Source organism: Mesomycoplasma conjunctivae (assembly GCF_000026765.1).
In the GTDB taxonomy this organism is placed as follows: Bacteria; Bacillota_I; Bacilli_A; order Mycoplasmatales; family Metamycoplasmataceae; genus Mesomycoplasma; species Mesomycoplasma conjunctivae.
The window spans coordinates 834,475-846,214 of the sequence record NC_012806.1; the positions used below are offsets into that span (position 1 = coordinate 834,475).

Below are 11,740 nucleotides of genomic sequence, written 5' to 3' on the forward strand. Positions count from 1 at the left end.
ATGCACTTTTTACATAAAGTAAAAAGTTATTTTCCAAATTCAGCAAAGCAATGAAAACTTTATTCAAAGATTACCATTCCATTAGTTTTATCCTCTTTGTTCATTTCTCTTAATAACTTTGTAGATAATTTTATGGTTTCTCAAATTAGTGGTGGGGTAACCGCTATTGGTTTAGCTAATGTGTGGACAGGGATTGCTTTTTCTTTTTTAGCTTCAATTAATGTTGTTGGCTCAATTATTTTTAGTCAATATTGAGGGAAAAAAGATTTTATCCGTGCCAGACAAATCAATAATATTCGTTTACTTTTAAACATTTTTTTCGCATTGCTACTAGGTGCTTTTGCTTGAAGTATGCCGGATAAAATGATAGAATTAGTACAAAAAAACAACACTAATGTCAAAGAAATACAAAACACCATCACTGCTGCTAGACAATATCTTTTTGTTATTGCTTTTTCATGGGTTCTATTTGCTTATACAATTACTACTTCTTCAATGCTTCGTGAAAGTGGTTCTATACGCGCTGCAACAATTTTAACTTTTATGACTTTAGCTATTAATGTTATTCTAAATTTGATCTTAATCCCAAGTTTGGGTATTGTAGGTTCGGCTTTAGCTACTGTAATTGCTCGTGGTATTACTGCACCTAGTTTATATATATATCAATACTTTTATAAAAAAGAAGTTCGATTAATTATCTGAGAAATTTTCAGTATTAAAAAAGAAATTTGGTATCAATTTATAAAAAGATTTCCTGGGTTAATTTTAACTGTAATTGCATCAGTTTCTATTTCTCTCCGTGCTATTTTTTGGTCACAAGGTTTACCACAAGGCTCAATTGGTATTGACTCAATGGATCACTTATATATTTATTGAGGAATTGGTTTTATAACTGTTTCTGGAATTACATCAACTATTTCAACTATTCTTTTGGTAGCTTTTGCTTCTATCCAATCAAATGTTTCCATCAATGTTGGAAGAAAATTAGGTTTAAATCAAATTGAAGAGGCTAAATCAAATGCCAAAATGCTTAAAGGTTATATGTTTATTTTTTCTATTTTTTTATCAGCAATAACTTTTATTCTCATTCTTATTTTAACACAAACTAATTTACTAACTATTGGAATTGAACAACAAGTGGCAAAAGGTTTAAACTCTTATTTTGAAAAAAACCAAATAAGCCTTGATGAAAACTTAATTAGTCAACAGCAAAAAATTGCTAGTCAATTTTACTTAGAACAAATATTTTGAGTTGGACTGATGATTGTCTTAATAAATCCTTTGTGAGTGCAAATAAATACCTCAATGAGTATTATCTCATCTGGTGGCCGTTCTAATTTTAGTTCATTATGAAATTTTGGATTAGCGCTTTTTCAAGTATTATGACAAGTTCTGGATGTCTTTATTTTTCTACCTTTTTTTACAGATGTTTCGCAAAAATTAATTATTACAACTCTAATTTTTTATAGTTCCGATATTATTAAATGAATAGTTTTTGAAACTATTTATTTAAAAGTTGACTGAGCACGAAATATTACAATTAATAACAAAGTTGAGGGTATTAATTAACTTTAGATTATAATATTATAAAACAAGGAGGTATTATGAAAACAATAAAAAGGTGGAATAGTATGCAAATTTCATTTGTAGCTATTTTTATTTCTATTTCTGTAATTATGCTAATTATTGGAACTCGACTTGCTCCTTTTGCAATAATACCTACTTTTCGTTTAGCAATTATTGGTTTACCTATCAAAATTACTGGATTTATTTTTGGACCAATTGTTGGTTTACTTACTGGTTTTTTATCGGATATCATTACTTTCCTGTTTGTGCCTGGGGTTTACTCTTGATATTACACTGTTTATATATCTATCACTGGATTTATTCCTGGTGTATTTTTTTGACTTTTTGTAAAAAAGGGGAAACAATGATTTGAAAAAGAAAATTTACTTGAAAGATTTAGTAAAAAAATTGCTTCTCTACAAGCCAATTTTATAATTAGCCAAGATGACAAAAGTCGTATAAAAATAAAGGAAAATATAAATAATTTAGAAAATAAAATCAAAAAAATTCAAGCTTGAAATGAAGAAAAATATTTACTAAATTTTTATTGAATAATAAGTAATATAATTTTAGTTGCTATTTTAGCTATTATAATATCTGTGGTTTTCTTTTCCCCAAATATCAATTTTGAACATAACAGATTTATTAAAAACAAAACTAGCTTTGTTATCCTCATTCTTTTTGGTACAACTTCAATGATTGTCTTTATTTTTATTGCTAGATTTTTAAAATTCTTCATTAAAAAAGATCGCTATTTAACAATTGTTCCTATTGTTGCTTTTTCAGCTGTTCACGAACCTATTGCTAGCATCATTGCTTCACTTGGTGATGTACAATCAGGAGCGCTTGCTAATTTTGAGACAGCTTTGGTATCTCACTTGATAACTTCACCAATTAAAATTTGGGTTAATTTATCTATTATTTATTTTACAGCTAGAGCTGTTGTTCCTTTAGTACACAAAAAAATATCTTATTCTTTATAAAATTTATTATGAAACCAAACAATAGTAAATTAATTTTTCACAATGTCAAAAATAATTTTTGAAATTTTTTTACACTGCAAATTGATGCCAAACAAAACTTAATTGTCTATTCATCAGATGATGACTTTTTTAAAAATTTTATTAAAATACTTACAGATTCTAGATGAAATCAGGGTTTTGTTATTGATGAAGGTGAAATTATTGAACGCGGGAACCAAAGTACTTTTTATCATTTTTTAACAAAGGGAAAATTTGATGAATATAAAGATCAAATCATTCATAACGTACTAATTAATTTTTGAAAACCGGACAATAGTTATAAAAAATATGATAGCGAATTAATTTCTTTTGCTATGATTGAGAGTCATAAAATCCTTGTACAACTTTTATTAGATTTGAAATCCTTTAAAAATAAGAACATCAACTTTGATGAATTTTTAAATAAAATTGTATTTATAAGAAATAAATATGAATTTTTTCACAAAAACTTTTCTTATCTTTTCAATTTTAAACAAAAATTATGGACTAGCACACCTCTGAAAAGTGAATTAGAAATTATTAAGAAAAAAAGAAGGGAAAGGATTAGAGAAATCAGAGAAAATTCTCATAAAAAACGTATTTTTTTAAAAAACTTTACCAATAACATAAAAGAAATAATAAGGGAAAGTAAAAAAAACATCATAAAAAATGATGAAGATAATTTACAAATACAAAAAATTTTTATAGTTGGGTTTAAATTATTTCTAAAATCGTTAAAAGAAAACAAACTAGTTAAGTCTTTAGAAATCGAACAAGTTTTAACCCTTTATGGTGAATTTGAAAAATGAATTCACAAAGCAACGAATAAACGAGAATTAAACAACGAAATAAGAGTTGCAGATTATTTTAATAGATATTTTAAACAATACATGATAAATTTTGTTAGAGAAAAAAGAGCGCAAAAAAAAGATTTAAATAAGAAAAATAAAATTGAAGCTGAAATATTTAATAAAAATAAAAAAAACTTTGAAAAAAACAACCCTTTTTACAAACGCATGTATTTAAATGAAAAAAACAAACTACATGCTGAAATTGTTTGAGATCATGAGTTAACTAAAGAAAAGAAAAAATTACAAAAAACTAACACTTACTTTTTAAAATATCATATTTTGTCTTTAGTTTTCCAAATTAAACACATTATTAACCACAAAACAATTTTTACTGATGTAAATATAGAAAATTTTGATTTTCTTACTTTTATTAAAGTGTTACTAAATGATTTTATTTCTCTTTTAAATTTGAATTTTTTAGGATTTAAAAATTTTATAAACAAAAATTTGTTTTACAATGAATGTTTAAATAATAACACAAATTTTAGTCAATTGTTTAATATTTACTCATCTTTATCAGTTGAAGATATGTTTAATTTAGAATTTTTAAAAACAAAATTAAAAAAATACCGAAGAGTAGTTTTTAATTGCAAAGACTTCTTTTTTGAACCAAAATATGCAAATATGCTAATTTCCAAACTAATAAAAGATTATAATAAAACTCAAATTATTATTTTTTGTGATAAACCGGTTGAACCAGTAAAAGGAATTGCAATGCTTTTTGTTGAAAAAGGAACTCTTATTGAATACAACCCACAAGTTGATTTACCACTAAAATTGCAAACAAATTATGCGAAAAATTTTTATGAAAACTTTACTTTTGATACAAATCAGTTAGACAATATCCACCTTGATTTATACAAGCAAATTCAAAAACAAAGCTTTCTTGTCAAAGAAAATTACACAATCAACACTTTTGAAAAATTTAAATTTGATTGAAAACCAATAGTAAAAGAAGATGGACAAAATACTCAAAAACAAACAGAAAACAACAACAATAGTAAAAAAATTGAAGATGTTTTAGTTATTGATATTTAAATAAGGAGAGTTTATGAAAAATAAATACAATCACATAGAGGTCGAAAAAGATATTAACCAAAAATGAATTGAAAAAAAATATTTTAAAGCTAGTGACAACCCTAAAAAACCTTTTTGCATTATTACACCACCACCTAATGTTACCGGCCAACTGCATCTTGGACATGCTTGAAACACATATTTGCAAGACACTATTATTCGGTACAAAAAAATAAGAAATTTTGATGTTTTTTTGTTGCCTGCTGTCGACCACGCAGGGATTGCTACACAAGCAAAAGTAGAAGAAAAAATTAATAAAGAAGGTATAAAAAAGGAAGATCTTGGCTTAGAAAAATTTTTAGAACTCTGCTACCAATGAAAAGATGAACAATACCAAAAAATTATCAAACAATGAGGTAAATTAGGTATCGCTTACGATTATAGCAAGGAAAGATTCACCCTTGATGAAGGCGCAAAAGAAGCTGTTAGCGACTTTTTTATTCACCTCTACAAACAAAATCTTTTGTACAAAGGTAATCGTGCAATCAACTGAGATATTAAATTTCAAACTGCCATTTCCAATGTTGAAGTCATCAATAAGTCTATTGAACAAAAGATGTATTATTTAAAATACTTTATTGAAGATAGCGACCAATTTTTAGAAATTGCTACCACCAGAATCGAAACAATCGCGAGCGATGCTGCCGTGGCGGTCAACCCTAAAGATACAAGATATTTGAAATTTGTTGGTAAAAAAGTTATCAATCCTTTGACTAAAAAAGCAATCCCAGTGATCACCGATGACTATGTAGATATAAAATTTGGCTCTGGAGCCATGAAGGTTTCATCTCACAGTATGGCCGATTTTGATATCTTAGAAAAAAACAACCTAGAATCTCCTGAATCTATTGATAACGAAGGTAAATTAACCCACATTGTTACAGGTTTTGTAGGCTTAGATAGATTTGAAGCAAGAGCTAAAATAGCTTTAAAAATGAAGGAAGAAGGTCTTCTTATTAAAGAAGAAAATATTATTTCCAATGTTGGTTTTTCACAGCGAAGTGATGAAATAATTGAAATCTTAAGAAAGCCACAATGATTTGTTTCAATGAAAAAATTAGCAAGCGATATGCTTGCGCACTTAAGCTCAAAAGATAAAGTGCTATTTTACCCGAAAAATTTTGAAAAAAATATTCAAAAATGAATGAAAAACATTCATGATTGAACTATTTCTAGACAACTTTGATGAGGACACCAAATGCCTGTTTGGTACAAAGATGATGAAATTAAAGTTCAAAAAGAATCACCAGGTAAAAACTGAATTCAGGAAAATGATGTTTTAGATACTTGGTTTTCTTCAGGAATAAGTCCTTTTGTGTTTCTAGGTTGACCGCAAAATCAAGAATTTATGCAAAAATATTACCCAACCAGTTTGCTAGTTACCGGTTGAGATATCATCTTTTTTTGGGTAGCTCGCATGTATTTTTCATCTCTAAATGTTATTAAGCAAAAGCCTTTTGAAAGGGTTTTAATTCATGGATTAATTAGAGATATTCAAGGTAGAAAGATGTCTAAATCATTAGGAAATGGGATTGATCCTATGGAAATTATAGATAAATATGGATCTGATGTTTTAAGGCAAACTTTGATTTTTAACTCAACTCCAGGACAAGATATTCGCTTTAGTTTGGAAAAGTTAAATCCTGGTTGGGCTCTTAATAATAAATTATGAAATATATCTAAATATATTGGCTCACTTAGTTATAAGAAAACAAAAGCAAGCCAAATTGATGATTGAATAGAAAATAAAGTTCATAATTTAAACAAAAAAATTAATAAATATATGAGAACTTACAACTTTAGTATAATAGGTAAAGAGATTCAAAACTTTATTTACAACGACTTTTCATCATGATATATTGAATTAATAAAAATTGATGGTAATGGATATCATCCACGAAGAATTTTAAAAAAAATACTCATTATTCTTCATCCTTTTTTACCTTTTTTAACTGATTATTTGTTTTCTAATATTTTTCAAGAAGAATTACTAGAAAATAGAGCACCAAGGTTAAAAGCTAAAAAAAATACTGTTGAAGTTGATGAAATTATTGAAATAGTTACTAATATTCGTCAGTTTAGAGAAAAATACCAAATATCCAAAAAGGAAACAATCAAATATTGCATTCTTAATAAAGAGTTAAAAGAATCACAAATTGCTTTAATAAATAAATTAAGTTTTGCTCAATGAGAAAATAACAAGAGTGTTGTTGTTAAATCGAATAATTTTGAAATTTCTATTTTATTAACTGATAAAATAAAACAGCAAGAATCAGAAAAAATAAATAATGAAATTATTTTTATAAAAAAAGAAATTGAAAGAGCTCAAAAAATATTATCTAATCCTGGTTTTATAAATAAAGCCCCAAAGCACAAAATTGAAGAAGAAGAAGATAAATTAAACAAATACAAAGAAAAATTAAATTTCTATCTTAAAAAAATATAATTTAATTCACTAAAAAACAACCTTTAAAGGTTGTTTTTTAGTGAAAGTTAGTGTTAAACTATTTTTTTGTCTAAGAATTTTTCATTTCTTTTTTTGAAAAATAACGTATTTATAATTAAAAATGTAGATGAGAAGAACATTAAAGCCATTGCTAAAACTGGGAATATCATCCCTGCAATTGCTAAAGGAATAAATAATGAGTTAAAGAATATAGCTCAAATGAAATTCATTTTTACTAATTTATTAGTTCTTTTAACAATTTCTATAGTTTTATAAACTAGAGATAAATCAGTTTTTAATAAACTAACATCTGAAATTGAGTTATTTAAGTTTGATCCATTTTCAAAAGACATTGATAAAGATGCTTTTTTGGTTGCTAAAATATCATTAATTCCATCACCGACAAAAATAACTTGTCCTTCTTGTTGTAATTCGCTTACAATTTTTTCCTTATCAAAAGGATTGAGATTTCCATAATATCTTGTAATTCCAACTTGTTGAGCTACAAAACCTACATTTTTTTCATTATCACCTGAAGAAATAACACACTCAAAACCTTCTTTTTTCAATAAACTAATGATGCTTTTTGAGTCTTTTTTAATTTTGTCAATAATTAAAAATACTAGGACAATTTCTTGGTTTTTAGCTAGAACAGTATAATTTCCGATTTCTGAAAAATCAAATTGTTCTATATTTTTATAGTCTTTTTTTACATATTCAAAAGAAATTAACTCATAAAGCTCATCACCTTTTTTGTATACTAGACCTTTTCCTGGTATCTCTTGAGTTGATATGATTTTGCTTGGGGTTTTAACAAAATCTACAATCGCTTTTGAAATAGGGTGGTTGGAAGATTGTGCTAATTGCTTTGCTATATCTAAATAATTTTCATCACCTTGATATGCTTTAACTTGTGGTTTTCCATAGGTTAGAGTACCTGTTTTATCAAATACAATAAACTTGGATTTGATAATTTGTTCGTAAATTTTGGAATTTGCAAACAAAATTTTGTTTTTAGATGCTAGTATTGACGATGAATAAATAGCAATAGGAGCCGCAATTCCGAAGGCACATGGACAGGAAATAACTAAAACTGTAATGGCTGGGTATATAGCACCTGCGATATTTCCAGAATTTCTAGGTCCGCGGTAGGATGGATAAACCTTTTCAAAACCTCCAATAGAGTATGAAACTATTGTTCATACAATAAAAGTTAGAATTGATAATACTAGTATGCTTGGGGTTAAATATTTAACTATTTTTACGGAAACTTTTTCTATTTTTGAAGGTTCTTCAAAAATAGTTTCTAATCTATTGATAGTTTGTGTTAAAAATGAATCGCTTGATTTTTTGTCAGCTCGAATTATTATGACATCACTTATGTTGATGCTTCCTGACAAAATTTTATCACCTTTTTTAAAGTCAATTGGTAGGGATTCACCTGTAATTGAAGAATAATCCAAACTAGCAAAATCAGAATCCAACTCTCCATCAACAGGGATTGATTGTCCTTTTGGAACTAAAACAAGATCACCAACTTTAATTTTAAAAGTTGGAATTTCTTGCTTTTTACCATCTACTAAAATAAAGGAATTTTTATTTTTTAATTTTAATAAATCTTTAATTCCGACATTAGATTTAGATTGTAATTTAGATTCGATATATTTTCCGATATTAAAGAATAGGAATAATACTATTGAAACTTCAGCAAACTCCATTTCTAGATGCTGATAATCTTTATTTGCTAATTTTATTATAAAGTTAACTAACGAATAAATAAAGGAAATGTGAGAGGCAACTGCAATCAACAAATCCATTGTAATAATTTTTTTAAATACTTTTTTATAACTTAAAAAGTATTTATATTCTAAAGAAATTACTATAATTGCTAAAGCGAATAAAACACTTATCAGTGTTGTTCTAGTTGTGATATTTGCTAAAATATCATTTTTTGTATTTTTTATTAAAAAAATGGCAAAAACATATATAAATATTGAAACTTCTAAAACAATTTTAAAGATATTAAATTTAAATTTAAAATTGTCTTTTTTAGTCGATGCGTTGGGAAGCATAACCTATACTACCTAAGAGTTCTTCGATAAATTCATCTGTATATTTTTCTTCATCGGCTGTTATTTTTAAGATCTTTTCACTAATATTAATCTTTCAAGTTAGGTCTTCATATTTGCTAAAAAGTTTTTCAAAACTTGTTTTGCAACTTGCACATTTGATATTGACATCAAATCTTCTGGTGGTCATTTTTTTCTCCTTATGTAATTAATATTTTAAAACTATTATTTTTTAAAACGGTTTAAATTTTATCATATTAAACTTTGCAAAAAGCAAAAAAGCCACCTTGGTAAAATCTTTCCTTTTATTTAAAAAAAGGAAAGAAAAAATGACCCGAAATTAAATCAAGTCATTTTTTTCTTTTTTTAAATAATTTTCTTCTTGCGCAAGAAAGGTTGCATTTTATCGCGATAAAATTTAGATTTTTGAAGGTAGAATATCCCAAGTGATTGAGCTACCTCTCAAATTCCACCAATTATTCAGTAAATTTGAAGTGAAGCTTGGAAAACTACTCCAAAGAAAATAAAAACAATTGTTATAATTCGTTGTGTTTTTAGTTGTTTTTTCATAGCTTCAGACTCTGAAGCGTTAATAATTCTATTTGTTTTTTTCTTGTTAAGTCACTTAGGAACTAATTGTTGAAGAGCTTGTGTGACAACAACTAGAATTAAAATAGGGAGGTAAATTCATTGTCCTGCAAATAATTGTTGGTAAGATGTTGCTGAAAGTTCTAAGCCTAAAAAGAATGTTACTTTAAGACTTGGGATACCTTGAAGAACACGTCAAACTGCTATAAAAATTGGGGTAGTAACTAAAACTTGCGAAAATGGTGCAAATGGGGAGAAATTATTTTTCTTATACAACTCAGCAATTTCTTGACGTTGTCTTTGTTGCATAACTTTGTTTTTTTGATATGCTTCATATTTTGCATCAATTTTTGCTTTTTTAGCTTGTAATTCTAATTGTTTTGATTGTCCAAAAATAGTTTTAAATCTAAAAATAAATGAAAGAGTTTTAGTAAGGACAACAACTGCAACAATAGCTAAAACTGTGATTCATCCATTTCATTGTGATAGTGATTGAGATTCTGAAATTGAAAGAATAATTTTAGATAATGGATAAACAAATATTGAGTAAAATGGACCTAATTTTCATGAATCACCTCATGTAACAATTGGTCTGCTTGCATCTTTATTTTGATAAGCAATTGTTTGTGGTTTTGCATGCTCATCTAAGTTGTATGTATAGGTATTATTTGCTATATCAAATTTTGTGAAATTAGTTGTAGGTAATAATTGTTTTATAGTGTTGGCATAACTTGTCAAGGTTTTAAAGTCATTTGCATCGAAATCAACGCCTTTGACAGCCTCAAATTTATTAATTAGAGCTTCTAACTTACCATCTTTAAATTGATCTAAAGTTAGTATTTTGTTATAAATGGATTGAAATACATCTCTTGCAAATGTGGAATAAGGTCGATATACAGGTGGTAATTTATTATCTAATTTATAGAAAAACTTGTCTATATTTCTTACTTGTAAAACGTTTTTATTATCACTAGTTAGTTCTGTTTGTGTATAAAATAATCCTTCTCTTACAAATTTTTCATCTTTAATTAGAACCAAGAATTTAGGAGATGGTATAAAAATTGGGGTTCAGTTATTTTTCTGTATATATTGTTTATCTGCTGAAGTAAAAAATAAAAATTCATTATTTTTATCACCACGCAAATACTCAAAACCTTTTTCATTTTCAAAAATAATTAAAGAACTAAAATCACCAAAATATGTAGATTTTGATCCATTATTTTCGCTTTGTTTTTTCAGGGATTCCAAAATAGTTTGGCCATCAATTTTATTATTATCGGCTGAAACCAAAAAATTATTGCCTTTGGTTGTTGTTCTAACTAAAGCATTTGGGTTGGTTTCATCTTTTTTGAATATAGTATAATTGGGTATAACAGTTTTATCGTTTTGATAGAACTCTGTACCTTCACCAACATTAGAGCTTGATTTAACAACAAATGATTGAATACACCCTGTCAAAGTGAATGAAAAAATCATTGTGTAAAGGAAAATTTTGATAACTTTTCAGAAACCTTTTCAAGTAAAATTAATTTTTTTCTTATCTTTATTGGGTTTAGGATTAAAAAACTCGTATGCCTTTGGTCTAGGATGCTTGTTTGACATTTTTCAACAATTCTTCAAATATTTTTTGTATTTTTTCTTCTTTTTGTACAAACTTAAGATCTAAAAAAGATTTTCTAGTGATTAAAATAATTCTAAAATTTGGAAGATCATAATTCTTTATTAATTTTCTTAAAACATTTTTTATTTGTCGTTTATAAAAGTTGCGCTTTACTGAATTTGCAAATTTTTTAGGTATTGAAATACCAATTTCAAAATTTGTAAATTTCTTATAATAAAGTATTAGATTTTTTGTAACAATTTGCTGCTTGCTATCGATTATTTCTTGAAACTGCCAATTTTTAGAAACAATTTGGAGTTTATACAAATTTACAAAGATTAACTATTTATCAGAAACGGTTAATCTTTTTCTCCCTTTTGCTCTTCTTGCAGCTAAAACTTTTCTACCATCTGCTGTTTGCATGCGCGCTCTAAATCCATGTGTTTTAATGTGTTTTAATTTATTTGGTTGATAAGTTCGTTTCATACTATTCTCCTTTTTCTATTTTTTATATGGTACTCAACAATTATGATTAAAGTAAT

General features: G+C 26.6%; 9 protein-coding genes. 4 read left to right on the top strand and 5 right to left on the bottom strand.

Annotation, left to right across the window (positions count from 1 at the left end; all coding sequences use genetic code 4):
* The 4 genes from MCJ_RS03445 (at nucleotide 1) to MCJ_RS03460 (ending at nucleotide 6,941) form a co-directional block, all read left to right on the top strand.
* Nucleotides 1–1,569 (top strand): MATE family efflux transporter, encoded by a 1,569-nt coding sequence (locus tag MCJ_RS03445; protein ID WP_012751901.1) that lies wholly within the window; start codon nucleotides 1–3, stop codon nucleotides 1,567–1,569.
* A 62-nt stretch (nucleotides 1,570–1,631) separates the two neighbouring features.
* Nucleotides 1,632–2,549 (top strand): hypothetical protein, encoded by a 918-nt coding sequence (locus MCJ_RS03450; protein ID WP_012751902.1) that lies wholly within the window; start codon nucleotides 1,632–1,634, stop codon nucleotides 2,547–2,549.
* A gap of 8 nt (nucleotides 2,550–2,557) precedes the next feature.
* Nucleotides 2,558–4,456 (top strand): ligand-binding sensor domain-containing protein, encoded by a 1,899-nt coding sequence (locus MCJ_RS03455; protein ID WP_012751903.1) that lies wholly within the window; start codon nucleotides 2,558–2,560, stop codon nucleotides 4,454–4,456.
* A gap of 13 nt (nucleotides 4,457–4,469) precedes the next feature.
* Entirely contained in the window at nucleotides 4,470–6,941 is a 2,472-nt protein-coding gene (locus tag MCJ_RS03460) for a valine--tRNA ligase (protein ID WP_012751904.1), read from the top strand.
* A 53-nt stretch (nucleotides 6,942–6,994) separates the two neighbouring features.
* Here the strand turns inward: MCJ_RS03460 and MCJ_RS03465 are convergent, their stop codons facing one another.
* From MCJ_RS03465 to rpmH, 5 genes are all read right to left on the bottom strand, one after another.
* Entirely contained in the window at nucleotides 6,995–9,013 is a 2,019-nt protein-coding gene (locus MCJ_RS03465; RefSeq protein ID WP_012751905.1) for a heavy metal translocating P-type ATPase, read from the bottom strand.
* Nucleotides 8,991–9,200, bottom strand: coding sequence for a hypothetical protein (locus tag MCJ_RS03470; RefSeq protein ID WP_012751906.1), 210 nt, complete (start codon nucleotides 9,198–9,200; stop codon nucleotides 8,991–8,993). Before MCJ_RS03470 ends, MCJ_RS03465 begins: the two co-directional genes overlap by 23 nt.
* 176 nt (nucleotides 9,201–9,376) lie before the next feature.
* Complete coding sequence (gene yidC / locus MCJ_RS03475) at nucleotides 9,377–11,200, bottom strand: membrane protein insertase YidC (protein WP_012751907.1); 1,824 nt, start codon at nucleotides 11,198–11,200, stop codon at nucleotides 9,377–9,379.
* Nucleotides 11,181–11,525 carry a ribonuclease P protein component gene (gene rnpA, locus MCJ_RS03825; RefSeq protein ID WP_041594561.1) on the bottom strand — a complete coding sequence of 115 codons (345 nt, stop codon included), beginning with the start codon at nucleotides 11,523–11,525 and terminating at the stop codon, nucleotides 11,181–11,183. Before rnpA ends, yidC begins: the two co-directional genes overlap by 20 nt.
* A gap of 15 nt (nucleotides 11,526–11,540) precedes the next feature.
* Nucleotides 11,541–11,684, bottom strand: coding sequence for a 50S ribosomal protein L34 (rpmH, locus tag MCJ_RS03485; protein WP_041594562.1), 144 nt, complete (start codon nucleotides 11,682–11,684; stop codon nucleotides 11,541–11,543).
* Between the last annotated feature and the right edge of the window lie 56 nt (nucleotides 11,685–11,740).